General features: G+C 67.6%; 23 protein-coding genes and 2 pseudogenes. 10 read left to right on the top strand and 15 right to left on the bottom strand.

Annotated features, from left to right (window positions below):
• Window positions 1–60: 60 nt before the first annotated feature.
• Window positions 61–1,008 carry a nucleoside hydrolase gene (locus BN1263_RS09915; protein ID WP_058980839.1) on the top strand — a complete coding sequence of 316 codons (948 nt, stop codon included), beginning with the start codon at window positions 61–63 and terminating at the stop codon, window positions 1,006–1,008.
• 4 nt (window positions 1,009–1,012) lie between these two features.
• Here BN1263_RS09915 and BN1263_RS09910 read toward each other — a convergent pair whose 3' ends face one another.
• The 5 genes and pseudogenes from BN1263_RS09910 to BN1263_RS09890 form a co-directional block, all read right to left on the bottom strand.
• A complete protein-coding gene (locus BN1263_RS09910; RefSeq protein WP_058980837.1) occupies window positions 1,013–2,272 on the bottom strand; it encodes an MFS transporter in 1,260 nt (419 codons plus the stop codon).
• Between the two features lie 184 nt (window positions 2,273–2,456).
• Window positions 2,457–3,770, bottom strand: coding sequence for a sensor histidine kinase (locus BN1263_RS09905; RefSeq protein ID WP_058980835.1), 1,314 nt, complete (start codon window positions 3,768–3,770; stop codon window positions 2,457–2,459).
• Window positions 3,767–4,507 (bottom strand): response regulator, encoded by a 741-nt coding sequence (locus BN1263_RS09900; protein ID WP_019659345.1) that lies wholly within the window; start codon window positions 4,505–4,507, stop codon window positions 3,767–3,769. Before BN1263_RS09900 ends, BN1263_RS09905 begins: the two co-directional genes overlap by 4 nt.
• Window positions 4,508–4,564: 57 nt before the next feature.
• Window positions 4,565–5,109, bottom strand: a pseudogene (locus BN1263_RS09895) (redoxin family protein).
• 3 nt (window positions 5,110–5,112) lie between these two features.
• Window positions 5,113–5,907 (bottom strand): alpha/beta fold hydrolase, encoded by a 795-nt coding sequence (locus tag BN1263_RS09890; RefSeq protein WP_058980833.1) that lies wholly within the window; start codon window positions 5,905–5,907, stop codon window positions 5,113–5,115.
• Between the two features lie 341 nt (window positions 5,908–6,248).
• On the opposite strand from BN1263_RS09890, the gene BN1263_RS09885 reads away from it, so the two are divergent.
• The 5 genes from BN1263_RS09885 to BN1263_RS09865 all read left to right on the top strand — a co-directional run bounded on the left by BN1263_RS09885 (window position 6,249) and on the right by BN1263_RS09865 (window position 9,781).
• Window positions 6,249–6,893 (top strand): HvfX family Cu-binding RiPP maturation protein, encoded by a 645-nt coding sequence (locus tag BN1263_RS09885; RefSeq protein ID WP_058980831.1) that lies wholly within the window; start codon window positions 6,249–6,251, stop codon window positions 6,891–6,893.
• A 95-nt stretch (window positions 6,894–6,988) separates the two neighbouring features.
• Window positions 6,989–7,465, top strand: coding sequence for an HvfA family oxazolone/thioamide-modified RiPP metallophore (locus tag BN1263_RS09880; RefSeq protein ID WP_058980829.1), 477 nt, complete (start codon window positions 6,989–6,991; stop codon window positions 7,463–7,465).
• Window positions 7,466–7,519: 54 nt separating this feature from the next.
• Window positions 7,520–8,365, top strand: coding sequence for an HvfB family MNIO-type RiPP peptide maturase (locus tag BN1263_RS09875; protein ID WP_058980827.1), 846 nt, complete (start codon window positions 7,520–7,522; stop codon window positions 8,363–8,365).
• Window positions 8,358–9,128, top strand: a complete 771-nt coding sequence (locus tag BN1263_RS09870) for an HvfC family RiPP maturation protein (protein WP_058980824.1) — start codon at window positions 8,358–8,360, stop codon at window positions 9,126–9,128. Before BN1263_RS09875 ends, BN1263_RS09870 begins: the two co-directional genes overlap by 8 nt.
• Window positions 9,129–9,142: 14 nt before the next feature.
• A complete protein-coding gene (locus BN1263_RS09865) occupies window positions 9,143–9,781 on the top strand; it encodes a ferric reductase-like transmembrane domain-containing protein (RefSeq protein WP_058980822.1) in 639 nt (212 codons plus the stop codon).
• A 135-nt stretch (window positions 9,782–9,916) separates the two neighbouring features.
• Here BN1263_RS09865 and BN1263_RS09860 read toward each other — a convergent pair whose 3' ends face one another.
• The 7 genes and pseudogenes from BN1263_RS09860 to BN1263_RS09830 form a co-directional block, all read right to left on the bottom strand.
• Window positions 9,917–11,053 (bottom strand): metallophosphoesterase, encoded by a 1,137-nt coding sequence (locus BN1263_RS09860; RefSeq protein WP_058980820.1) that lies wholly within the window; start codon window positions 11,051–11,053, stop codon window positions 9,917–9,919.
• Between the two features lie 104 nt (window positions 11,054–11,157).
• Entirely contained in the window at window positions 11,158–12,696 is a 1,539-nt protein-coding gene (locus tag BN1263_RS09855) for a TerC family protein (protein WP_058980818.1), read from the bottom strand.
• 43 nt (window positions 12,697–12,739) lie between these two features.
• Window positions 12,740–12,964, bottom strand: a complete 225-nt coding sequence (locus tag BN1263_RS09850) for a helix-turn-helix domain-containing protein (protein ID WP_005408494.1) — start codon at window positions 12,962–12,964, stop codon at window positions 12,740–12,742.
• Window positions 12,964–13,431, bottom strand: a complete 468-nt coding sequence (locus BN1263_RS09845) for a DUF2975 domain-containing protein (protein WP_026346953.1) — start codon at window positions 13,429–13,431, stop codon at window positions 12,964–12,966. Before BN1263_RS09845 ends, BN1263_RS09850 begins: the two co-directional genes overlap by 1 nt.
• A 184-nt stretch (window positions 13,432–13,615) precedes the next feature.
• Complete coding sequence (locus BN1263_RS09840; protein WP_058980816.1) at window positions 13,616–14,200, bottom strand: NMCC_0638 family (lipo)protein; 585 nt, start codon at window positions 14,198–14,200, stop codon at window positions 13,616–13,618.
• A 94-nt stretch (window positions 14,201–14,294) separates the two neighbouring features.
• Window positions 14,295–14,726 carry a pyridoxamine 5'-phosphate oxidase family protein gene (locus BN1263_RS09835; protein ID WP_186008961.1) on the bottom strand — a complete coding sequence of 144 codons (432 nt, stop codon included), beginning with the start codon at window positions 14,724–14,726 and terminating at the stop codon, window positions 14,295–14,297.
• A gap of 229 nt (window positions 14,727–14,955) precedes the next feature.
• Window positions 14,956–16,694: pseudogene (locus BN1263_RS09830) on the bottom strand (GGDEF domain-containing protein).
• On the opposite strand from BN1263_RS09830, the gene BN1263_RS20690 reads away from it, so the two are divergent.
• Window positions 16,603–16,893, top strand: a complete 291-nt coding sequence (locus BN1263_RS20690; protein WP_186008962.1) for a hypothetical protein — start codon at window positions 16,603–16,605, stop codon at window positions 16,891–16,893. The pseudogene BN1263_RS09830 and the gene BN1263_RS20690 sit on opposite strands and share 92 nt — an antisense overlap.
• Here BN1263_RS20690 and BN1263_RS09825 read toward each other — a convergent pair.
• The 3 genes from BN1263_RS09825 to BN1263_RS09815 form a co-directional block, all read right to left on the bottom strand.
• A complete protein-coding gene (locus tag BN1263_RS09825) occupies window positions 16,854–17,879 on the bottom strand; it encodes an AI-2E family transporter (RefSeq protein ID WP_019659360.1) in 1,026 nt (341 codons plus the stop codon). The two genes, BN1263_RS20690 and BN1263_RS09825, sit on opposite strands and share 40 nt — an antisense overlap.
• Window positions 17,880–17,995: 116 nt before the next feature.
• Window positions 17,996–19,048 carry a sensor domain-containing diguanylate cyclase gene (locus BN1263_RS09820; RefSeq protein ID WP_058980814.1) on the bottom strand — a complete coding sequence of 351 codons (1,053 nt, stop codon included), beginning with the start codon at window positions 19,046–19,048 and terminating at the stop codon, window positions 17,996–17,998.
• 113 nt (window positions 19,049–19,161) lie between these two features.
• The gene (locus BN1263_RS09815) at window positions 19,162–20,169 is read right to left on the bottom strand and encodes a LacI family DNA-binding transcriptional regulator (RefSeq protein WP_058980811.1); all 1,008 of its coding nucleotides are present in this window, start codon (window positions 20,167–20,169) and stop codon (window positions 19,162–19,164) included.
• Between the two features lie 95 nt (window positions 20,170–20,264).
• On the opposite strand from BN1263_RS09815, the gene BN1263_RS09810 reads away from it, so the two are divergent.
• The 3 genes from BN1263_RS09810 to BN1263_RS09800 are packed head-to-tail and all read left to right on the top strand — an operon-like array spanning window position 20,265 to window position 23,699.
• Window positions 20,265–21,317 (top strand): sugar phosphate isomerase/epimerase family protein, encoded by a 1,053-nt coding sequence (locus BN1263_RS09810; RefSeq protein WP_058980810.1) that lies wholly within the window; start codon window positions 20,265–20,267, stop codon window positions 21,315–21,317.
• 27 nt (window positions 21,318–21,344) lie between these two features.
• Window positions 21,345–22,562: a nucleoside permease gene (locus BN1263_RS09805; RefSeq protein WP_058980807.1), complete on the top strand. Its 1,218-nt coding sequence runs from the start codon at window positions 21,345–21,347 to the stop codon at window positions 22,560–22,562.
• Window positions 22,563–22,574: 12 nt separating this feature from the next.
• A complete protein-coding gene (locus BN1263_RS09800) occupies window positions 22,575–23,699 on the top strand; it encodes a Gfo/Idh/MocA family protein (protein ID WP_058980803.1) in 1,125 nt (374 codons plus the stop codon).
• The last annotated feature ends 16 nt before the right edge of the window (window positions 23,700–23,715 follow it).

The raw sequence follows: 23,715 nt of genomic DNA, 5'->3' as shown, positions 1-23,715 counted from the left end.
CCGGCCTGCTTCCAGGCCGCCGGCGCCCCCCGCACCACACGGAAGAAGAAGAACAAGAACATGCTGAAAGTCATTTTCGATACCGACCCGGGCGTCGACGACGCCTTGGCCCTGCTGTACCTGCACAAGCACGCCCAGATCGATCTGATCGGCGTCACCACCACCTTCGGCAATGCCTCGGTGGACTCAACCACGCACAACGCGCTGTACCTGAAGCAGGCCTGGGGCTTTGCCGCCCCGGTCGCGCGCGGTGCCGGTGGCCCGCTGCAGCCGGAAGCCACCCCGGAAGCCTGGCCGGTGCACATCCATGGCCACAACGGCCTGGGCAATCACCCGGTGCCGGACGAACTGGACGTGGCCGCCGACGCGCGCCCCGCCCACCAGCTGATCATCGACCTGGTCCGCGCCCATCCGGGCGAAGTGACCCTGGTCGCGGTCGGCCGCATGACCAACCTGGCCCTTGCCCTGCAGCAGGCGCCGGACATCGCCGGCCTGGTGCGCGGCGTGGTGATCATGGGCGGCGCCTTCCACGTCAACGGCAACATCACCCCGGCCGCCGAGGCCAACATCTGGGGCGACGCCGAAGCGGCCGACGTGGTGTTCACCGCCAGCTGGCCGGTCACCGCCATCGGCCTGGACGTGACCACCCGCGTGGAAATGGACCGTGACGGCCTGGACACGCTGGCTGCGATCGGTGGTGCCGATGCCGACCTGGTGCGTGCGCTGTCGCAGGATTACGTGGACTTCTACCTGCAGGCCGGCCACAAGGGCATGGTCGTGCACGACTGCTGCGCCTGCATCGCGCTGACCCGTCCGGAGCTGTTCCAGTTCGAGCGCGCCAGCGTGCGCGTGGCCACCGACGGCGTCGCCCGCGGCATGACCATTCCCAAGCCGGAAGGCCTGGCCTTCGGCCCCAGCGTGTGGGACGGCCACGTGGTGCAGTCGATTGCCATCGGCGTCGATGCGGCCGCCGTGCTGGCCGACATCGAGCAGACCGTGAAGGTCTGACCCGCTAGCGCTTGGCCCTGCCCGGGACCGTCTCGGGCAGGGTCCACAGCACCGGCAGCACCAGCACCGCCACCAGCGCGATCATCGCGCCTGGCGCTGCTGCCCAGCCGCTGCGTTCCACCCACCATTGCGCCAGCCATGGCGTTGCCCCGCCGAACACGGCCGTGGCCATGGTCACCCCCAGTGCCAGCCCGCTGACCCGGCCTTCGCCGGGGAACTGCTCGGCCGTGGCCGGGGCCGCCACCGCGCTCACGCCACCGGCCACGCAGGCCAGCAATACCGCGGCCAGCGCGATGCCCAGCGCCGTCGCCTGCGCCATCCACGCGAACAAGGACAGCGGCAGCAGCGCTGCCAGCACGGTCAGGCCCAACAGCACCGGCCTTCGTCCGACTCGGTCGGACAATGCGCCGCACAGGGGCGTGATCGCAATGACCGCCACCGCCGCGATCGTCGACAACCACAGCGCATCGCCTTCATCGTGCCCCCGTGCGTGCAGGAACGCCGGTACATAGGTGATGCCCACGTAGTAGGTGATCGAGCCCAAGGCGGAGATCGCAAAGGTGCGCGCCACCGCCAGCGGATGGTGGCGCAGCACGTGCCGAAGTGGCGTGGCCGGGATGCTGCCCTCGCGCCGCTGGCGCTCGAACTCCGGCGACTCGTGCATGCCCGAACGCGCAACCAGGATCACCAGCGCGAGCGCAGTCCCAACGAAGAACGGAATCCGCCAGCCCCAGCTGTCCAGCTGCGGTGTGGGAAGCAGCGCGACGGTAAGTGCAGAGATCGCTACCGCCAGCAGGGCGCCCACTTCGCTGGCGGCCGAGGCCAGCGAGGTCACCAGGCCACGTCGTCGCGCCGGTGCGCTTTCCAGCAGGTACGCCGCCACCCCGGTGTACTCACCGCCCACCGAAAACGCCATCGCGCAGCGCAGGATCAGCAGCAGCACGCCGGCCGTCGTACCGGCCGTGGCCGCTGTCGGCAGCAGTGCAGTGGCCAGCATCGCCGCTGCCATCAACGCCATCGAAGCCAGCAGCATCCAGCGCCGGCCCAGGCGGTCGCCCAGGTGGCCGAAGCACAGCGCGCCCAGCGGACGCATCAGGTAGGACACCGCGAAGCCAGCCAAGGTCACCAGCAACGCCTGCTCGCCACCGCCGAAGAACACCCGCGACAGCACCGTGGCGAAGTACAGGTACAGGGTAAAGTCGTACCACTCCACCACCGTGGACAGGCCCGCCACCCACATCGAGCGCTGCCGCGCCGCAGTCATTGCGTGTTCGCCTTCAACAGCCTCGGTCCCGGTTGGGCAGGTTCCGCGCAGCGTGGCATGGACGGGGTGAAATGCCGGTCATCAGCTGTCGACTGCGTGCATGCACTGGGTTTCATGACCGGTGAAGCGCTCACCGCCAAGGCCGAAGCAGAAGCATCCTTGCTGGAACACAAGGCCGGGCAACTCAGCCCGGCAGCTGCAGTTCCGCCCGCAGCCCGCCACCCTCGCGGTTGTGCAACCTCAGCGAACCACCCAGCGACTGCGCCAGCTGCACCGCGATGGCCAGTCCCAGACCGGTCCCTCCGGTATCGCGGTTGCGCGAGCTCTCCAGCCGGTGGAACGGTGCCAGCACTGCCTGCAGCTGGTCCTCGGGAATGCCTGGGCCACGGTCGGAAATGCTGATCCACACCCTTCCGGCCGTATCGCGGCCCGCCTCGATCTCGGCGGCGCCGGCGTAGCGCAATGCGTTGTCGACCAGATTGCCGACCACGCGGCGCAGCGGCTGCGGCCAGGTCTGCACGACCAGTCCAGCGGGCGCACCGCCAGTGACCGGCTTGCCCATGTCCTCGTAGTCGCCGACCACACTGGCGAGGAACGCGCCCAGGTCCATCGACACCGGCGCGCCAGCGGCAACGTGGCTGCTGCGCGCATAGGCCACGCCCTCACGCACCAGCTGCCCAAGGTGATCGAGGTCGGCCAGCAGGCGCTGCTGGGTGCTGTCTTCAGGCAGGGTCTCCACCCGAAGCTTCATGCGCGTGATGGGGGTCTGCAGGTCATGCGAGATCGCGGCCAGGATCTGCAGGCGTTCACTGACATGGCCACGAATGCGTGCCTGCAGGGCATTGAGTGCGGCTGCTGCGCCGCCTACTTCCGCAGGGCCATCTTCAGGCAGTGCAGGCCCGTCCTTGCCCGGCTGCAGATGCTCCACCGCATGCGACAACTGCTGCAGCGGGCGCAGGGCCAGACGCACCGCCAGCCACGCGCACGCCAGCAGCAGCGCCAGCTGCAGCAGCAGCACGGCGGGCAGCCAACGTGCCAGCGGCAGGCCCGACGGGGTGACTTCAATGGTCAAGGGTGTGCCGTCGTGCAGGCGCAGTTCCACCTCGAACCGCTCCGGCAGGCGAGCCACTTGGCGCGCCTGCAACGGATAGCGGTGCTGCAGGCTGTCGTCGATGATCGCCGTGACCTGGCGTGCACGATCGGTCTGCAGCCCTGGTCCGGCCGCGGCCGGGCGCAGCAGATAGCGGTAGGTGCGCCGCTCCAGCCGCGGCACCCAGGCCTCACGCTGCTCCGCAGGCAAATTTTCCAGCAGCGCGACGCTCACTGCCACATCCTCGTCGAGGTTGCGCAGCATCATGCTGCGGGTGGACTGGTAGCGTTCGAAGAACAGCAGGCCGAAGGACAGTGCGTGGGCCAGGGCCAGTCCGCCCAGCAGCACCAGCAGCAGACGCGCCGACAGCGTGCGCGGCCAGCGTGGACGACGTGCGGCGGTGTTCATTCGTCCGGCCCCAGCAATTGCACCGGCAGGCTGAACACATACCCTTCGCTGCGCACGGTCTTGATGTAGGTCGGCTCGCGCGCGTCATCACCCAGGCGCTGGCGCACGCGGCTGACCAGCAGGTCGATCGAGCGATCAAACAGTTCGGCATCACGGCCCTGGGTGAGGCTGAGCAGCTGGTCGCGGCTGAGCACCCGATTGGCGTGATCGAGGAACACGCGCAACAGGCGGAACTCGGCGCCGCTGAGCGGATACGCGGTGCCCTGTGCATCCAACAGGTGGCGGGCGGTGGTATCCAGGCGCCACTCGCCGAAGGCCAACTGGCGGCCGGCTTCGCTTACCTGCAGGTTCGGCGGCAGCATCTGCGTGCGACGGATCACCGCATTGATGCGTGCCAGTAGCTCGCGCGAAGAAAAGGGCTTGGTCACGTAGTCGTCGGCGCCCATTTCAAGGCCGATGATGCGGTCGGTCTCGTCGTCGCGCGCGGTCAGCAGCACCACCGGTACCGCCCGATGCTTGCCGGCGCGCAGGTTGCGGCACAGGCTCAGTCCGTCCTCGCCCGGCATCATCACGTCCAGCACCACCAGATCCACGGCATGGGTATCCATCAGCGCCCGCATGGCCCGGCCACCGTCGGCCTGGCTCACGCGCAGGCCGTTGCGCTGGAGGTAGTCGGCCAGCATCTGGCGGATCTCGCTGTCATCGTCGACGACCAGGATGTGCGGTACATGGTTCATTGCGTTCTCGATGAAGACGGAGGTCAGGGCCGCGCTGCGCGGCCATGGTAGCGCGGCTCAGGGGCTGGCCAGCAGGCGCTGGATCTCGCTTTCGGTACGTGCGTATTCGCCCTCGCCGTAATGGCGGTAGACCACCCGCCCCTGCCGGTCGAGCAGGTACAGTGCGGGCCAGAAGCGGTTGCGCCAGGCGTTCCAGATCCGGTATTGGTTGTCCTGCACCACCGGCCAGGTGATGTCCAACCGTGCGATGGCCTTGCGCACGTTGCCGGGCAGCCCTTCATAGGCGAACTCCGGCGTATGCACGCCGATCACCCTCAGGCCCTGCGACGCGTAGCGTGCATGCCACTGGTGGACATGCGGCGCCACGTTGAGGCAGTTGCTGCAGGTGTAGGTCCAGAACTCGACCAGCACCACCTGCCCCGCAACTGCTCCAGTGTGAGCGGTGGGCTGTTGTGCCAGGGCCCGCCACCGTCGAACCCGGCGGCGGGAACGGCGTGTGCCGGCTGCGCGTCGGCCTCCGGGCTGGGCCAAGCCATCAGTAGCGCAGCCCCACCCAGCAGGCTCAGCAGCAACGGCAGCGCATACACACGCAGGGCGGCCATCGTTCAGCCCCCCTGCTCGGCCAGCGGCAATTCGGCCGGCTTCACTCCCGCCGCTTCCAGGATGCTGTCGGCCACCTGCGCCGGATGCGAAAGCAGCGACACATGGCTGCTGCCGATCGATTGCAGCTGTGCACCGATGCGCTTGGCGGTGGCGGCCTGCAGCTGCGGCGACAACATGCGGTCATCGCGGCTGAGCACGTACCAGCTCGGCTTGCTGCGCCACGCCGCAACGCTCACCCGCTCGCCAAGCGCACTGGCCTTCAACGGGACCTGCGTGCTGTACAGCAGTGCGGCCGACTTTTTCATCACGTCCGGCGCGAAGTCCTGGGCGACGGCATCAGCCGGCAACGTCAGGTAGCCATCCCTTTCCTGCAGTCGGGCCAGGCCCGGGCCAACCGGGAAACCCTCGCCCTGTTGCGCCGAAGACTGTCCTGCATCCGGTGCGAACGCGGCCACGTACACCAGCGCCTGCACCTTCGGGTCATTTCCTGCTTCGGTGATGACCGTGCCACCCCAGCTGTGGCCGACCAGTACCACCTTGCCGGGCGCGGCGGCAATCGCGCGACGGGTGGCGGCAACATCGTCGGCCAACGAGGTGAGCGGATTCTGTACTGCCACCGTCGGCAGCTTCCAGTCATGCAGGGTGCTGATGACCTTGCTCCAGCTGGAGCCATCGGCAAAGGCGCCGTGCACCAGGATGACGGTGGGTGGTGCACTGGCGTCGGCCTGGGCCGCCAGGGCTGGAGTGGCGGCGCCGGCCAGGGCAAGAGCGGCGGCAAGCAACGAGGTACGGATCATGGGTGGCGCTCCGGTGTTGGGAGTGGCCATTTCCGCCTGCCGGTGTATCGGCGCTGTTTCCGCGCGGCGCGGACTTGTACCGGACTGTAGGGTGCGGGCGGCTTTCTACAGTGGGATACATTCGGCCGCGGACCGGGCCGGGCGGTACCCGCTGGATATCGTTCCCCGCACGCGGGCGCGCTACGCCCCGATGTGCACCAACGCATCGTCTTTGTATCTGACTGTACGAAACCCCGGCCGCGGCCACAGTCGCTGACAAAACCCCGGGAAACGGCACACGTTGCCGATACCTGCGCCGCCTGGAATGGCCTCCACCGACCATTGGCCCGCAGGACACCACCATGATCAGCACCGCCTCTTCCACGTATACCCCCCGCCTGGACGCCGTCGGCCGCTGGCTCTCGCCACTGGCTTTGCGCACCCTGCTGGCCTGGGAGTTCTTTGAATCCGGCCGCGAGAAGCTGGGCGGCCAGAACTGGTTCGCCGACCTCGAAGGCCGCTTCCCGTTCCCGTTCTCCGCCCTGCCCGCGTCGCTGAACTGGCAGCTGGCCACCTGGCTGGAACTGGTGGGGGCAGTGATGCTGCTGCTGGGCCTGGCCACGCGCTCGGTGGCCTACGTCTTCTGGGTGTTGACGGTGGTCGCCATCGCCGCCGTGCACTGGCCCGACCAGTGGAACAGCCTGGGTGAACTCTGGCAGGGCTACGCGATCACCGACCAGGGCTACGGCAACTTCAAGCTGCCGCTGCTGTTCCTGGCCATGCTGCTGCCGCTGATCCTCAACGGCGGTGGCGCACTCAGCGTGGACCGGCTGCTGGCCGGCCCCGGCCGTGCCACGGCAGGCAATGACGGCCTGGGTTGGGGCGTCAGCCTGATCGCCCTGCTGCTGCCGGTTGCCGCGCTGTTGCCCGGCATCGGCTTCGGCGGTGCCCTGCTCGGCGGTGTGCTGCTGCTGGGCCATCTGCTGCGCTGTCGCCGCGCCGCCTGAGCCGACTCCCCTGTTCCCGCGCGTTTCGCTTTCCGTCGCCTCTTCGGCGGCGTCCATCCCGCACGCCCCGCGTGCTTTCCCAAGGAGTCACCACCATGTCCATCTCGACCAAGAACACCTCTTCCTCTCGCCTGCCGCGCATCGGTGCCATCGGCATCGCCCTGGCCGGTGGCCTGCTGCTGGCCGGCCAGGCCGCGGCGATCCAGCCGCTGGCGATCAGCGCGGTGGCCATGAGCGCCGCCGCCGAAGGCAAGTGCGGTGAAGGCAAGTGCGGGGCCAACAAGACCGCCTCCAGCAAGCCCGCCGGCAAGGCCAAGGTAGCCGAGGGCCAGTGTGGCGAAGGCAAGTGCGGCGACGCCTCGTTTGCCCGCACTGATCGCGACCACGACGGCAAGGTCTCGCGTGCCGAATTCAACGCTGTGGCCGCCAAGCGTGCCGCCGAGTTCGACCGCATCGACACCGACCACGACGGTTACATCAGCGAGCAGGAAGCGCACGACTACCTGCGCAGCGTCTACACCGCCAACGGCAAGCCGATGCCGAAGGGCCTGTTCTCCCGCGTTGCCGATTGATCGACGTTCACCCGGCGCCGCCTTCAAGGCGGCGCTCTCTGTGGAGCATCCGCCATGTCCCTGCCCCTGCCCACCCATGCCGCCGGTCTTGGCCTGCGCCGTGGCCTGATCGACGAACTGCTGGCCATGCCGGCCGGTGCCATCGACTTTCTCGAAGTCTCCCCCGACAACTGGATCGGCGTCGGCGGTGCACACGGCGACGCGCTGCGCCAACTCAGCGAGCGCCACCCCTTGACCTGCCACGGCCTGTCGCTGTCGCTGGGCGGTCCTGATCCGCTGGACCGCACCCTGCTGGCACAGACCCGTGCCTTCCTCGACCTGCACCAGGTGCAGCTGTACAGCGAACACCTGAGCTACTGCGCCGCCGGTGGCCATGTCTACGACCTGCTGCCACTGCCGTTCACCGCCGAGGCCGTTCACCATGTCGCCGGCCGTATCGCCCAGGTGCAGGACATGCTGGGCCGACGCATCGCCGTGGAGAACATTTCCTACTACGCCGTTGCCGGCGCGGACATGAGCGAGATCGACTTCATCAACGCCGTGCTCGCCGAAGCCGACTGCGACCTCCTGCTGGACGTCAACAACGTCTTCGTCAATGCCTGCAACAACGGTTACGACGCCTTCGAGTTCCTGGCCCGCGTGCCGTCCCACCGTGTCGCCTCGCTGCACGTAGCTGGCCACTTCGATGAAGACGACGGCTTCAAGATCGACACCCATGGTGCACCGGTGAAAGGCGTGGTCTGGGCGCTCCTGCGCGAGGCCTATGCGCGGTTGGGCGTGCGCCCCACGCTGCTCGAACGCGACTTCAACTTTCCGCCGCTGGCGGAGCTGCTGGCCGAGGTTGCGCAGATCCGCCAAGCGCAGGTTGAGGCACGTTGGCAGGAGGTGGCCCATGGCTGAGTCGCTGGCCATCGTGCAACGGCGCTGGGCCGATCATGTACGGGACCCGTCGATGCCTGCGCCCGATGGCGTCGAGGCACGGCGGATGGCGGTCTACCGCCGCCTGTGCATCGACAGCCTGGACACCCTTTTGGCAGGCAGCCTGCCGCGACTGCTGGAACAGCTGGGCGAAGCGCGCTGGCGCGGTCTGGTCGAGCACTACTACGCACATCACGTCTGCCATACCCCGTTGTTCCCGCAGATCGCCAGCGAGTTCGCTGCGTGGCTGGCTGTGCAGTATGCGTTCGCGCTGCCCGGCTGGGCGGCGGAACTGGCGCACTACGAAAGCACGCAGCAGACGCTGCACATCGAGGCACGTGATGCCGGGCATTCATTGCAGTCCATGCCGGCGGGCAGCGATGTGCTGGCGCTGTCGCCGCTGGTGCGGGTATTGGGCTACCGGTGGCCGGTGCATGAGGACGCCGCGCTGGACGATGCCGACGCCAGCGAGCCGACGCTTCTGCTGCTGCGCCGCCTGGCGGACTACCAGCTGCAGGTCGAGGAACTGGCACCACTGGCGTATGCGCTGCTGTCGGCCTTCGCTGATGACGGTACCCACGTGGATGACGCGCTGAACGCACTGGCAGATGCGCATGGCGTGGCCGCCGACGAACTGCGCGTGGTGGCCACGCCCTTGCTGGGCGAACTATGCGCGGCCGGCGTGCTGGTCACGCTGGCCGGGTTCTGCGACTGCCGGCCAGCGGCCGGCACTACCCCTGTCTGATTCGAGGTTTCATCATGGCTGCTTCCAACACTTCCTTCCTGCGCGGCTGGCGCCTTTTCGTGACCATGGCTGTGGTCCTGATCGCCGTCGCACTGGCGGCGTTCACCCTGCAGCCCGACGTGGTCGAGGGCAGCCGCGCGGCGATCCGGGTCACTGCACGCACGTCGTTCCTGCTTTTCCTGGCCGCGTTCACCGCATCATCGTTCGCCAGCCTGCTGCCCGGCCCGTTCACCCAGCACATGTTGCGCGAGCGGCGCATCATCGGCCTGTCATTCGCGTTCTCGCACCTGCTGCATGCGGTGGCGATCACCGCCTTCGGCATCCTCAACCCCGCGTTCTGGCCGGCACGCTCGGCCCTGGCCAACCTGCCGGGCACGATCGGCTATGTAGCCATCCTCACCCTGGCCATCACCTCGCATCGTGGCATCGCCCGCCGCATGGGCCCCACCGTGTGGCGTCGCCTGCACGTGACCGGCATGTGGATCATCGCCGCAGTGTTCACCTATTCGTACTTCAAGCGCGTGCCCGGCAACTTCTGGTACGCGGTACCCTCCGCGTTGCTCTTCACCGCTGTCGTGGTGCGTGCGATCGCCAAGCGGGCGCAGTCGCTGCGGCGCAATGCGCATGCGCGGCCACCGCTGCGGAGTTCTTGAGGAGGCGGTTACCTGTAGAGCCGAGCCCATGCTCGGCTGCCCCTGGCTCAGCCGAGCATGGGCTCGGCTCTACAGAGGGATCCCAGCACGATAGGCAGCGAATTCCCTGCGGAAAGGGATATGCCCCACTTCAGGTCACGGGGCGCGGCGCAGCGTGATCAGGGTGATTTCCGAGGACACCCCGATGCGCGCGGGGAATCCGGCCCACAGGCCAGCGCCATTGCTCACGTACAGGGTCATCCCATCCACGTCGTAGCGGCCGGAGACGAAGCCACCATTGGCCCGCTTCACCAATTGGTCCATGCCGATGATCTGCCCGCCGTGGGTATGCCCGGACAGCTGCAGTTTGACGCCGCGCGCTGCTGCCGAGCGTGCATTACGCGGGCGGTGATCGAGCAGGATCACGGGCGCGGTGGGATCGGTGCCGGCCAAGGCGGCGTCCAGATCCGGCAGCGGCAGGCCATAACGCGCCGCCACCGGGTCGGTGACACCAGCGATGGTCAGCGCCGCATCACCGCGTCGCACCTGCAGGTGGCTGTTCTCCAGCACCTGCATGTGCAGCGCGCGGAACGCCTGCATCCATGCCTGGTACTGCGCGTAGTACTCGTGGTTACCGGTGATGGCAATGACGCCGTCCGGCGCCTGCAGATCGGCCAACGGACGCGCGTCGTCGCGACGGGCCTCGACGCTGCCATCGATCAGATCGCCGGTGATCACGATCAGGTCCGGCTTCAGCGCGTTGCTCTCGGCCACCACTCTACGCACCCAGTCGCCGGTCAGCAGACGGCTGGCATGGATGTCGGTCAGTTGCAGCACGCGATAGCCGTCGAACGCCGCTGGCAGCCCGGCAATGCTCACCTCGATCTGCCGGGCATGAGGCACCGCCATGCCCTGGCTGACACCATAACCACTGACCAGCAGCGCCAGCACGCCGGCCGCCGGCCGCAAGCGCCGCGTGCGCAATGCGGCTACCGCACGTGGCCAGCGCAGCAGGCGGGACGCGAGCAGGCCCGCATCCATCGCCAGCATCAGCAACGCCAACAGCAACACCGCCGTGGAGCCGGTAGCCAGCGTGGCGATGGCCAGTTTCGGAATCTCGGGCGAGGCCATCGTGCCCCAGAACGTGGCGACGATACGCAGCTGCACGGCTACGCCCACCAGCAGCAGCGACAGTACGACCTTCTGCCAGGGGGGCATGCGCAGTGGCCAGAACAGGCGCCAGGCCACATACAGGCCCATCAACAAACCGATCGTACTCAGCACTGCAACCATCCGGGAGGGAAAGTGGGGGCCGCCATGGTGACGGCTGCGGGCCGTGTTGTGTAGAGCCGAGCCCATGCTCGGCTACTCAGGAAGCCGTCAAGCATGGCTCGACGCTACGGATGCCCCAGACGCTCCAACCGCAGGCGGGCAATGCGGCGCTTCTCCATCGCAAGCACAGTGATGCGCACGCCGGCCACCTCCAGCACATCGCCGATGTCCGGCAGCCGACCCAACTGCTCCAGCACCAGCCCGGAGATGGTCATGTAGTCGGCACTGCGCGGCAGCGATACGCCGGCCAGCCGCTGCAGGTCGTCCAGAGTCAGCGCACCGTCGGCCTCCCATTGGTCCTCGCCCTGCGCGACCACGCCATAGCGCTCGTCCTGGGTATCGACCAGGTCACCGGCAATGGCCGCCAGCAGGTCGTTGGCGGTCACCAGGCCTTCCACGCTGCCGTACTCGTCCACCGCCACCGCCAACGGCACCGGATGCTGGCGGATCAGTTCCAGCGCCTGCAGCGCGCTGGCACTGGACAGCACGTACTGCGGCTCGCGCAGGTTGCCCTCCAACTGCAGCGGCCTCCCCTGCAGCAGGTCGGCCAGCAGGTCGCGGCTCTGCACCACGCCACGCAGGCTGTCCAGGTCACCCTCACCCACCAGCAGGCGGGTGTGCGGCGACGCCACCAGGCGTGCCACCACATCCTGCTGCCCACGCGCCAGGTCGATCCACTGCACGTCGGCACGCACCGTCATCACGCTCGACACCGGGCGATCGGCCAGGCCCAGCACGCTGCGGATCATCTCGTGTTCGGCCGGCTGCAAGCGCTCTTCAGCGTCCACCTGCCCGTCCCCCCCTTCATCGTCGTGACCATTGGCCGGGCGCGCGCCCAGCATGCGCAGCACGGCATCGGCGGTGCGCTGGCGGAACGGCAGGCGGCGCTCGTTGCGCTCGCGGTTGAAACGCACCCACTGGTTGAACGCCTCGACCAGGATCGAGAAGGCGATCGCCGCGTACAGGTAGCCCTTGGGGATCTTGTAGCCCAGTCCTTCGGCCACCAGGCTGAAGCCGATCATCAGCAGGAAGCCCAGGCACAGCACCACCACGGTGGGATGCTTGTTGACGAAGCGGGTCAGCGGCTTGCTGGCCAGCAGCATCAGCGCCATGGCGATCGTCACGGCCGCATACATCACGCCGAGGTTGTCGACCATGCCGACCGCGGTGATCACCGAGTCCAGCGAGAACACCGCGTCGAGCACCACGATCTGCGCCACCACCATTGCGAAGCTGGCGTAGACCTTCTTGCCGTCCTCGTGGTGTTCGCGGCCTTCCAGCCGTTCGTGCAGTTCCATGGTGCCCTTGAACAGCAGGAACAGGCCACCGCCCAACAGGATCAGGTCACGCCCGGAAAAGCTGTGGTCGAACAGCGTCAGCAGCGGCGCGGTCAGTTTCATGATCCAGGCCAGTGCGGCCAACAGCACCAGCCGCATCAGCAAGGCCAGCGCCAGGCCGATCACCCGTGCGCGGTCGCGCTGGTGCGGCGGTAGCTTGTCGGCAAGGATCGCGATGAACACCAGGTTGTCGATGCCGAGAACGATCTCCAGCACGACCAGGGTTGCAAGGCCCATCCAGATCGAGGGGTCAGCCAACCATTCCATTTCAGGTCCGTTTCGTCAGTAGGCAAGGGAAAAGAGCGACCGCTCAGTCAGCGTCCTGTGCCTGCGCCGGGTCGTGCCCGAGCAGGTCACCGGGCGTGCACTGCAGCTCGCGGCAGATCGCATCAAGGGTGGAAAAGCGGATGGCGCGCGCCTTGCCGGTCTTCAGGATCGACAGGTTGGCCAGGGTGATGTCGATGCGCCCGGCCAGCTCGGACAGGGTCATGCCCCTTTCCTGCAGCATGCGGTCCAGGGTAATGACGATTGCCATCAGATGACACCGTCGAGGTCATCGCGCATCGCGGCACCCACGGCGAAGACGCGCGCCAGCACGAACAGCATCAGCACGGCCACCAAGCCAGTGATCGACATGCCACCGCCGACCTCCATCCAGGTGAAATCCGGGCCCATCCAGGCCGCGTAGGCGCCGATCAGGATCGACAGCAGCTCCATCGCCAGCATCAGCCAGGCCATGCGCTGCAGGCGCTGTGCGTTGGCGTGGGTGAACGGCCGCTCGCGCGCCGCCGACTTCAGCAGCCGCAGCAGGTGGCGCAGGAACATCAGGCACAGCACCAGCAGCGCGACGATCGCGCCCAGGCCCAGGCAGAAATGCAGGAACAGGTCATTGCCATGCGCGGCGACAGCCGCAGCGTCATGCACGCTGTCGAGCAGCCAGCGGCGGTCGTGGGCGACCAGCGGCACGGCCAGCAGCGCGGCCAGGATGCCCAGCCAGCACATCGCCCTGACGGCCTGTACGGCCGCCAGGGCCAGGGTGAACAAGCCTCGCGCGGGTCTGGCGCGGGCGGGACGAGCGGTCAAGCGGCCTCCGGCATTGGGGTGGCCTCGCCGCCCCGGGGTGGATTTATCGATAAACGATATATCACATGCCGCGTGAAAGGCTGAATCGCGAGCGTCGCCCCTGTCAGGGCCCAGGTGCGCCCTGTGCCTGCATCGCTTCGCCAGGGGCGGCCGAGGCCATGGCCTGCACTCCGGCTTCGGCCGCCTGCCGCGTGACCAGGCGGAAGCGCACCTGCAGTTTGCCCTGCCCCGGCGTAGCCCAGCCGTACTGGATGGCCACCTGATCGGCCGACAGTGGCCCACGCCCTGGCAGCGACCGTACCTGCAACGGCTTCGGTGCGGCCTGCACCAACCGGGCAAACCCCTTCTGCACCACCGCCGCGTCGGCCTTCTCGGCGTAGACCGTACACGTTCCATCGTCAGCCCAGCTCACCGCATAGCGGCCACTGGCCAGCGGCACCATCCACGCCACGCCCGATTGCCCCTGCAACAGCGTGGCGGCTTCGGCCGGCTGCAGCGGCGACAGCCCATTGGATTCCATCAGCGACTGCAACCGCGCCGGGGCCCCGATGTGCTGCATGCAGGCGGTATCGAACAGCTCGCTGAAGGGATCCTGCGCCGGGGCCTTGGCCTTGGGCGCACGCGCGGGTTGCGCCACCACCAGTGTGGGCAGCAGGGCCAAAGCCAGCCAGAAGAACGCAGGACGCATCGGGATTCCACGCTACGGAAAACAGCGGGGAGGATGGCAAAGGCCTGGCGCGCCGCGCAATGGCCGCGATGGCCGCCAGCCTCCCGCTGCCGGGTCAGACGGCCATTTCGCCCTGGTCCTCGCCATCCCAATAGTGGATGCGGCTGGCGCGCACGTGAATCAGCACCAGCCCCGGTGTATCCACGCCCTGCTGGAACCAGCGCTCAAGATCCTTCACCCAGTGCTCGCGCATCACAGCGCGATCGCGCACCAGCGCCGCCCTTCCCTGCACGTGCACGAACAACGGCGGCTTGCCCAGCAGCGACTTGCTGCCGGAAAAACCCAGCGCAACGGCGGGGTCAGCCTCAATCTCGTGCACCATGTCGGTGTCTTCCGTAGTGAAGAACCAGCTGTCACCGTCGTAGTCCACGTCACCGTTGTTGCTCATCGGACGACCGGCAATTTCTCCGCCGGCGCGGGTCTGCAGCATGGTGAAATCGATGTCGGCCATCTTCCTGGCCAGTTCGGGCAGGGTGAGCTGGGTCATGGTGTCGTCCTTCATCAAGTGGAATCCCAGCGTCTGCGCAGAGCGGTGACCGAAGCGTGGAAGGTCCATGGCGACTTCTTCACAGAAAACGAGATAGGGCGCGTGGCGCGTGCGTGACGCGCTGATCACCACACCACCTGCGTTTGCAGCAGCTGCACGCCCCATCTCGCGTCGGGCGATCCTGCAGACGCTGCGACGGGTGCATGCACGCATTGGCTGACGCGTGCCATCAGCGCGTGATGCGACCGTCCCCGCACCGTACCCGGTCACGCCCCTGTGCCTTGGCCTGGTACATGGCCGCATCGGCGGCACGCAGCAGGCTGCGCCAGCCCAGCGCATCGGTGCCGCCCGTGGCCACCCCGAAACTGGCGGTCACGCGCAGCACGATGCCCCCGGCCAGCGCGATGTCCATCTGCTGAAGCGCCAATCGCAATGATTCAGCCAGCTGGCGCCCGCCGGCCAGATCACCGTCGGCCAGCAGCACCAGGAACTCCTCGCCACCATAGCGGGCGATGTTGTCGCTGCGCCGCAGGTGGTGCCGCAGCAACTGCGCCACCTGCACCAGCACTTCGTCGCCGGCTTCATGGCCATGGCCATCGTTGATGGCCTTGAAGCGATCCACGTCCAGCAGGATCACCACGGCGCTTGCCTCGCCCCCCGCATGTCTCCGCTGCACCACCTCATCCAGCGCGCGCCGATTCAACAGCCCGGTCAGTTGGTCGGTACCGGCCAGCTGGCGCAGCTCGCTGGTCAACGCCGAACGCTCGCGCGATTTCTCACGCAGCACTTCGATGGCATCGAACAGGCGCTGCATCTCGGCCAGCGGGTGGGTGACATTCCGCTCCGGACCGGGGGTATCCGAGGCAAGCTGGATCACCTGCTGCTGCGCCTGCAGCAGTGGCTGCAGGATCTGCAGGTGCGCAATGCGCAGGGCCATGCCCAGCACCACCAGCGTGCCCAGCGCGGTAGCCACCAGCACGGCCAGGCGCATGGCCTCACGGTTGCGACTGCGTTCTAAGCGGGCGATGGACACGCTCAGGTAGCCATCGCGCAGCGCCTCCAGCGACTGCAGGGTCGGCACGTAGCGATTGGTGAACGCGGCGGCGGTCCACGACGGCGGCACGCCACGGCGGCCGTCCTCGATCAGCTGCTCGATCATCGGCAGTGACTCACCGAAGAGCTGCCGCCGCGCCATGTCCCAGTGCCAGGACAATTCCGGGTCGCTGCGGAACACCGACTCGTGGCTGCTCGCCAACCGCCACAGCTCCAGCAGGCGGCCCTCGGTCTGCAGCGCAGCGCGCACCTGTTCCTCGCGCCACGCCCCCGGTACCGCCACCGGCGCCATCACGTTCGAGGCCAGGCGGCCACCATGCTCGCGAAGATCGAACAACAGCTGGCCCTGCATTGCCGGAATCGCCGCCTCACGGTCGGCACTGACCAGCGCGTTGATCTGCGCCGAGGTCAGCAGATGCAGGCGGTCAACCACCGCGAACATGCCGCTGATCGCACGCTCCACCTCCTCCACACGGCGTGCGTCATGCGGTTGCGCCGCGACATGATCGACCGCAGCCCGCGCCGACTTCAGGCGACGCTGCGCGCTGGCCAGCAGGCGATGCTCGTCGTACACGCCCGGGTCATCCTTGAACACGGTCTCCAGCTGCAGCAGGGCAGTGTCGACCCGCTGGCGTGCGGCCGCCAGCTGCGCAGCCAGCCGTGCCTGTTCGGCGGCATCGGCCGGGTCAGCCCCCAGCAGGCTGTTGGCCGGGCCTCGCTCGGCCGAAGCCAGGTTGGCAAGATGAAGGTCTGCCGCAGCTGCCGCAGGCTGGCCAGGTTGCCTTCGGCGTCGGTGTAGCGCAGTGTTCCCTGGACCAGGGCGATGGCCATCAACGGCAACGTGCACACGACAAACAGCCCAGCCAGGATCCAGACCCAGGTCCGCAACCTGATGGGCGATACCTTGCCGGCCATGCAGAATTCCCCTGAAGTGCGGCTCACTGTAGCGACCGGCTCCGGCGGCGCCAAGCCAGTGCCGCCCGATCCGCGGGGGGGATATAGCGCAGCGCGCGCGAACGCCGACAATGCCGGCGCCCCGACGCCAGCCGATCAGATGCGACAGGTTACGCCGGGTCAGATCCAGCGCTGGTCGACCAGTTCGCGCTTCACGTAGGCATAGAACACCGGCGCCGCCACCAGGCCGGGCAGGCCGAACGCCGCCTCCATCACCAGCATGGCCAGCAGCAGCTCCCAGGCGCGGGCCTGGATTTCACCGCCGACGATGCGCGCATTGAGGAAGTACTCCAGCTTGTGGATCACGATCAGGTACAGCAGCGCCGCCACTGCCACGTAGAACGAGACAGACAGCGCAACGATGGTGATGATCGTGTTGGAAATGATGTTGCCCACCACCGGCAGCAGGCCGGCGACGAAGGTGATCAACACCAGGGTCTTGGACAGCGGCAGGTGCACACCGAACAGCGGCAGCACGCCCAGCAGGAAGATCGCGGTGAACACGGTGTTGAGCAGCGAGATCTTCACCTGTGCGAACACCACCTGGCGGAATGCGGTGGCCAGGCGGCTGGTGCGCCCGATCAGCTCCTGCGCCAACGGCCCCATCTTGGGCACGGGAAGTTCGTCGTACAGCGCGATCATCGCACCCAGCACCATGCCGATCAGCACGCGCACGCCCACCTGCACCACCGAGGTACCGGCCACGCCCAGCTGGCGCTGGTGCTCGGCGGCCCAGTCGTTCAGCGCCGCGCGCAGCGCCGGCATGTCTTCGGGAATGTAGGGTTGCAGCAGCGCCGGCACCTGGTGCCGCGAGGTATTGAGGATCTCCATCAGGCGCGCCAGCAGCGCGTCCGGGCCGCCGGTCTCATTGCGGAAGAACGAGGCCACGCCGATGCCGGCCAATACCAGCGCGCTGATGATGATGGCCGACAATACGATCACCGCGATCGCCCGCGCTCGTCCCGGCGGCAGCTTGCCTTCCACGGTGGAGGCCAGCACGTGGGTCAGCTGGAACACCAGCAGCCCCGACAGCAGGGTCACCACCAGGCCCAGCTTCAACGCCAGCCACATGCCCAGCAGCATCATCAACCACGCCGCGATCCGCGCAACGGGGGGCTTGGGCTGTGCAACGAGGGCGTCTTGCATGGGCGGTGCGTCCGGGCGGGGTGGCCCATGGTAGAGGATTGGTGGCGATGATTCCGGGTACAGCATGGACGAGCGCTACGCCCTCGTTCTGCGGTATGCCCACCGCCCCCGGCCCACTATTCGCCATAGCTGGCGTTGTTCTTGCCCTGGCGCTTGGCGTGGTAGAGCGCACGGTCGGCCAGTGCCAGCCAGTCCTCGACGCTGCCACCGCGCGGCGTTGCCGCGATGCCGATGCTGACGCTGAACTCGATGCCCGGTGTTGCCTGCCGTGCTGCTTCCAGCAGCTGCAGGCGGACCCGCTCGGCCACCTGCATCGCATCGATGGGCGCACAGTCGTGCAGCAGCACCACGAACTCGTCGCCTCCCAGCCGCGCAGGGGTATCACCGGGCCTGGCGAAGGCGCGCAAGGTGGATGCGATATGGCGCAGCACTTCGTCCCCGGCACGATGACCATGCGAGTCATTGATGCGCTTGAAGTCATCCACATCAAGCATCAGCAGGCAGGCGAAACCACCCTGACCCTGCGCCTTGTCCAGTGCCTGCTGCGCGCGGACGATCAGGAAGCCGCGGTTGGCCAGCTCCACCAGCGGGTCCATCCGGCTCAGCCGCTTCAACTGGCGGTTCTGCGATTTCACCCGACGGGCCAGCTGCCAGCTGAGAATGCTCAGCCCGATGCCATACACGAACAGGAACGGGATGCTCAGCATGATCGTGCGTTGCGAGGTCACCGGCTGGAATGGGAAGCCGAGCACCCACCAGGTGAGTGCGAAGCCCAGCAGCAGCGCCAACGTGGCGCGCGTCGCCAGGCGCACGCCACCGGCTGCGATCTTGTCGGCCACCAGCAGCGCGGCAAACAGCGCGCTGGGCACGGCACTGAGCGCCATGAATGCGATCCAGCCGCCGCCGAACAGGGAATCGGCCACCATGCAGCGGAACTGGACGCGCGCCGGCTGGCGGGAGCGCCGGGTCAGCAGCAGCGCCAGCGCGGGCCACGCCAGCGCGTTGAGCAGCAGCAGGACCCACGCCCATCCGCCATTCTGCCGTTCGAGGATGATCGACGCGATGGGGATCGCCCCCAGTCCATTGCCGACAAAACGCATCCAGCCGATGCGACGTGCCGCGCCAATGCCTTCGACCGCGCCTTCCGCCGAATCGGTGAAGAATGGCATTGCCCCTCCTGCGCGATCGCACCTGCTGCTACGGCCCTTGCCGGGCTGGCTGCCGGTGAGTCTGACAGGTTCGCGTCAATTCGGGATCAAGGCGGCGCCCCGTGGCGCGGTGTTCACCCGCCCCTGGGGGCCGCCGTGGAACCGCGCAGCATGAAGCTGAACTCCAGCGTCTGCTGCAGCGGCACATCGACCTGTTCGATGATGGCGAGCAGCAGGTTGACCGCGCGCTCGCCAATCTGCCGCATCGGCTGCCTGATCGTCGTCAGCGGCGGCGTGAGGTAGCGCGACGAGGCCAGGTCGTCAAAGCCGACGATGGACAGGTCCTCCGGCACGCGGATGCCCAGCTCCCGGCAGGCAGCGAGAGTGCCCAGCGCCATCTGGTCGCTGAAACAGAAGACCGCAGTCGGCACCGGCGCGACGGCCAACATCGACATCGCAGCTGCATGGCCGGACTCCACCGAAAAGTCACCCGGCATGATGTTCAGCTGGCGCAGGCGCCCACGCGCCTTGCCCGCCGCCCGGACTCCTTCCATCCGTTGCTGGTGCAGCGGATTGTCGGGGGGTCCTCCCACCACCGCGATCCGTTCGTGTCCCAGTCCATACAGGTGTTCCATCACCGTGCGCGCGGCGGCGGCATTGTCGATGTGGACGCTGGGAATCCCCAGTGCGGGATCGAATTCACAGCCGTTGACCACCGGCGCGGCGGAACCGCGTTGCTCAACGATGTCACGCGCCGTAGGTGGCAGGCGATGCCCCAGCACGATCATGCCGTCGGCCTCGTTGCGCCGGAGCATCTGCGCGTAGCGCTCCTCGCGGTCCGGTTGATGCTGGGTATCCCCCAGCAGGACCGCGTAGCCGACCGCCTGCGCTGCGTCCTCCGCGCCCTGCAGGATCTGGGCGAAGAACGGATTGGCAATGTCCGGGACGGTGACCAGGATCTTGCCGCTGCGGTGGGTCTTGAGCGTGCGGGCCACCGTGTTGGGCACATAGCCCAGCGCGGCGGCCGCCTGCTCGATGCGCGCACGTGTGGCCGGCAGGACCTTGTCCGGCCGGGACAGTGCCCGCGACACCGTGCCGGCGGAGACGCCGACGTGCTTTGCGATGTCGTAGATGGTGGCCATGGCGTTAGTTCTCCCGTCCGCTGTGCAGTGCACAACAGGTCCTGCGTGCGCCCCTGCTAGGATAATGCAATCGATTGCATCGAGGGCGAATCACGTTGAAGACGCTCAAGGGTCCAGCGCTGTTCCTGGCGCAGTTCATCGGCGACACAGCTCCTTTTGATCGGCTGGACACGCTGGCCGGATGGGCCGCGGGTCTGGGCTATTCTGGCGTACAAGTTCCCACCTCCGCGCCCCGCCTGTTCGATCTGGCCGAGGCGGCACGCAGCCAGGCGTACTGCGACGACATTGCCGGCATGCTGGCCGGTTACGGCGTTCAGATCACCGAATTGTCTACCCATCTGCAGGGGCAGCTGGTCGCGGTCCATCCTGCCTACGACAGCCTGTTCGACGGATTCGCCCCGGCGAACGTGCGCGGCAACCCGCCGGCGCGCCAGGCGTGGGCGGTGGAGCAGCTGCGGCTGGGGGCTCAGGCCAGCCAGCGCCTGGGGCTGGCCGCGCATGCCACCTTCTCCGGCGCACTGGCCTGGCCCTATTTCTATCCGTGGCCGCAGCGCCCGCCGGGCCTGGTGGAAGAAGCCTTCGCCGAACTCGGCCGCCGCTGGCGACCGATCCTGGATGTCTTCGACACCTGTGGCGTGGACCTGTGCTTCGAGCTCCACCCGGGCGAGGACCTGCACGATGGCGCAACCTTCGAGCGCTTCCTTGACGTGGTCGATCACCACCCGCGAGCGAAGATCCTGTACGACCCCAGCCACCTGCTGCTGCAGCAGATGGACTACCTCGGTTTCATCGATCGCTACCACGCGCGCATCGGCGTCTTCCACGTGAAGGACGCGGAGTACCGCCCCAGCGCGCGCAGCGGCGTGTATGGCGGCTACCAGGACTGGATCGATCGCCCGGGCCGGTTCCGTTCACTCGGTGATGGCCAGATCGACTTCAAGGCGATCTTCTCCAGATTCGCGCAGTACGACTTCCCGGGCTGGGCGGTACTGGAATGGGAGTGCTGCCTGAAGCACCCGGAAGACGGTGCACGCGAGGGCGCCGCCTTCATCCGCGATCACATCATCCATGTAACCGAACGCGCCTTCGACGATTTTGCCGGGAGCGGCACGGATCTGGAATCACTTCACCGCATGCTGGGAATCTGAACCATTTCCGCCCCGGGAGGGCAAGCCATGACGCACGCGATGTCGCGCCTGGGCGCGATGATGTTTCTGCAGTTCTTCATCTGGGGGGCGTGGTTCGTCACCCTGGGGACGTACCTTGTGCAGGGCCCCTTGCAGGCCAGCGCGAGCCAGGTGGCAACCGCGTTCCTCAGCCAGTCCATCGGCGCCATCGTGGCACCGTTCCTGGTCGGCCTGATCGCGGACCGCTATTTCGCGGCGCAGCGCATCCTGGCAGTACTGCACCTGGCTGGCGCGGTGCTGATGTGGCTGGCTTCCACCGCCACCAGTTTCAGCGTGTTTTCCGCGTGCGTCATGGGCTACATGCTGCTGTTCATGCCGACGCTGGCCCTGGCCAACAGCGTGGCGATGCGGCATATGCAATCGCCGGAGAAGCAGTTCCCGCTGGTACGCGTGGCCGGCAGCGTCGGCTGGATCGTCGCAGGCGTGCTGATCGGCTGGCTGGGCTGGGAACAGGCGCATCGGCTTGAACTGACGTTCCGGATGGCGGCTGCGGCATCGCTGGTGCTGGGCCTGTATGCGTTCACCCTGCCGCACACGCCACCACTGGCGCAGCAGCGCGAGGCCGGGCTGGGACAGATCCTGGGGCTGGATTCGTTGCGACTGCTGAAATCGCGTGCCTATCTGGTGTTCTTCCTGGCCTCCATCGCCATCTGCATTCCGCTGTCGTTCTACTACAACTTCACCAATCCGTATCTCAACGACCTGGGCGTGCAGGGCGCCGCCGGCCTGCAGTCGCTGGGCCAGGTGTCCGAAGTGCTGCTGATGCTGGCCATGCCCTTCCTGTTCGTGCGGCTGGGGGTGAAGACCATGCTGGCGGTCGGCATGGCCGCCTGGGTGGTGCGCTACGCCCTGTTCGCCTTCGGCGATGCCGGTGGCGGTTTCCCGCTGCTGGTGATGGGCATCGTGCTGCACGGCATCTGCTATGACTTCTTCTTCGTCACCGGCCAGATCTACACCGACGCCCATGCCGGCCCCGCCGCGCGCAGCAGCGCACAGGGCTTCATCACCCTGGCCACCTACGGCGTGGGCATGCTGATCGGCACCTTCCTGTCCGGTGCCGTTGTGGAGCACTTCACCACCGCAGCAGGCCCGGACTGGCAACAGATCTGGTTGTTCCCGGCCGGTGTTGCACTGGTGGTGCTGATCGCCTTCCTGCTGTTGTTCCGCGACCGCCCGGCAACTGCTGCAGCGCCGTACACACCCTGAGGAGACCGGCCGATGCCCCACCTTGGAATCGCCATCGTTGGTACCGGCATGATCGGCGCGGTGCATCGCCGCGCGGCACTGCTGGCGGGCGCCGCGGTACGCGGCGTACTGGCCTCGTCGCCACAGCGCGCGAGCGAGGTGGCACACGCGTGGAATGTCCCGCACGCCTATCGCGATATCAATGACGTCGTCGCTGACCCCCAGGTACAGGTCGTGCACATCTGCACGCCCAACCACCTGCACCGCGCGATGGCGCAGGCCGCGCTGGAAGCCGGCAAGCACGTGATCTGCGAGAAACCGTTGGCGACGACGCTGGACGATGCACGGGCGCTCGCGGCGCTGGCTGCCTCGACCGGATTGGTTGCCACCGTCCCCTTCGTCTACCGCTACCACCCGGTGGTCCGCGAGGCGCGTGCACGCATCGCGCAGGGTGAACTTGGGCCGTTGCACCTGATCCATGGCAGCTACCTGCAGGACTGGCTGCTGGACCCGGCCAGCAACAACTGGCGGGTTGACCCGGCGCTGGGCGGCGCGTCGCGCGTGTTCGCCGACATCGGCTCGCACTGGTGTGACCTGGTGGAATGGGTCAGTGGCGAACGCTTCACCGAAGCGAGCGCGGCGTTCGCCACGGTCATCGCCGAGCGCAGCGCCACCACTGGCCAGAGCTTCAGCACGCCGGCGACAGGCGGCGCAAGGCAGGCGGTCGAGAGCGAGGACGTGGCCGCAGCGATGTTCAGGACCGGCGCCGGCACGCTGGCGTCATTGACGGTCAGCCAGGTCTCGGCCGGACGCCACAACCGGCTCTGGTTCGAGATCGATGGCGCCAATGCGAGCGTGGCGTTCAACCAGGAGGATGCCGAGCGGCTGTGGATCGGCAGGCCCGAGCAGCGCGAGGAAATCTTCGTGCGCGGCCCGGGTGCCGGCAGTGCCGAACAGCGCCGGTTGTCGCCGCTGCCAGCGGGGCATGCCCAGGGCTACGGCCACTGCTTCGAAGCGTTCGTCGCCGACACCTATCGTGCCGTTGACGGCGAGCGCTTCGAAGGCCTGCCCACCTTCGAAGACGGCCTGCGCTCGGCGCGGATCGTCGATCGCGTCATTGCATCGGCCAGGTCACGCGCCTGGACCGCCATCGGTTGAATCCCGGGAGGATCTG

The organism is Stenotrophomonas thermophila, from assembly GCF_001499715.1.
In the GTDB taxonomy this organism is placed as follows: Bacteria; Pseudomonadota; Gammaproteobacteria; order Xanthomonadales; family Xanthomonadaceae; genus Stenotrophomonas; species Stenotrophomonas hibiscicola.
Note: the sequence above shows the minus strand (reverse complement) of the source record. Positions and strands in the feature narration are given on the sequence as shown.